At 45.7% G+C, this 1,167-nt stretch carries 2 protein-coding genes; both read right to left on the bottom strand.

Features of this window, described 5'->3' with window-relative positions:
• Nucleotides 1-12: 12 nt before the first annotated feature.
• The gene (locus tag B4K20_RS12125) at nucleotides 13-825 is read right to left on the bottom strand and encodes a DNA-binding domain-containing protein (RefSeq protein ID WP_289283069.1); all 813 of its coding nucleotides are present in this window, start codon (nucleotides 823-825) and stop codon (nucleotides 13-15) included.
• The coding region (locus B4K20_RS12130; protein ID WP_289283070.1) for a DUF692 family multinuclear iron-containing protein at nucleotides 818-1,167 on the bottom strand (350 nt) is incomplete at its 5' end. The genes B4K20_RS12130 and B4K20_RS12125, both read right to left, overlap by 8 nt.

A 1,167-nucleotide genomic window follows, 5' to 3' on the forward strand; every position in this document is an offset into this window, starting at 1 on the left:
AACGTTAAAGATTCAAGTACCGAACGTGCTTTTGTCAGATGTCCCAGATATGGGACGTGTAAATGAAGATAAGTCATCGTATTTCTCCTGATAGAAACCAGTGACAAGTCCTTCACTGGTGGATTGTTGTAACCACGTTTCAAAATCAAATTGAGGATTAACCTGGTCCAGTGCATCAGATATACCGTGACCAGAAAGCGTCAGCTTGATCCAATCAAGCTCTGTCTCATCCAGTTCACGAACATTGGCTTTCCAATGTGGCCGCCAAACCAGAGCATGTTGACCTGCACCGTCTGTGAGTTTGTTTTTTGCCTGCTGAAGAAAGGATTGGCGTTGATTTTCATCTCGGGAGTGATGTGCCAGCCAGATATCCACAACAGGATAGCTGGATTCAAGTAGCGTCACACCAGCACAATATTGCAGTTTAAGACTTGCCAATTCCGTCTCTGAGGCAATCTCAAATCCCATGACATTCTCGATATCACTGGCTCGTTCAGCGTGATGGCAAAGCCAATCCAGCCGGGCACAATCAGCAATAAAAGCATAATCACCCAGGCTAGCTTGCTGCTCTAACCAGTCAGGAAATGTTTTGCCCCATACACCCCAGTCACCTTCCTCTAACATTTCATACTGGATAAAATCTTTAATCAGCGAGTTAAAGACGTCCTCACCAAGCAATGGCACAACGGTTGGGTAGGTAATAGCTAAGGCTCTGTTAGCATTCATTAGCAGATTATTTCTGTAAATAGACAGTACCTCAGAGCCAAAAGATGACTCACCCTGATGCCAAAGGGCCTGTAATAGGTCTGACTGATAATTAGCCATGACCTGACACCTGATTGGCATAATCTTTAGCCATGGCGGCTTGAGTGGTGAGCTCAGACCAGTCAGGCAACTTGGTATCCCATTCAATTAAGGTGGGCACCTTACCAAAACGTTTGATGGCTGCTGAAAATGCTCTCCAACATTCATCACTCACGGGTCCACTATGATCATCAATCCACATCTCAGCTGAGGGCTCAGCTATTCCGGCTAAATGGATTTCACCGACAACGCCAGTATCTAACTCAGATATGAATTCTAAAGCGGCCTCTAAAGGTGACGGGGACTGCTGATTGACAGCGTTTACTTGAATGTTATGAACATCCAGCAACATCGCACAGCCGG

Origin of the sequence: Methylophaga sp. UBA5088 (assembly GCF_002414625.1) — a bacterium.
Taxonomy (GTDB): domain Bacteria; phylum Pseudomonadota; class Gammaproteobacteria; order Nitrosococcales; family Methylophagaceae; genus Methylophaga; species Methylophaga marina.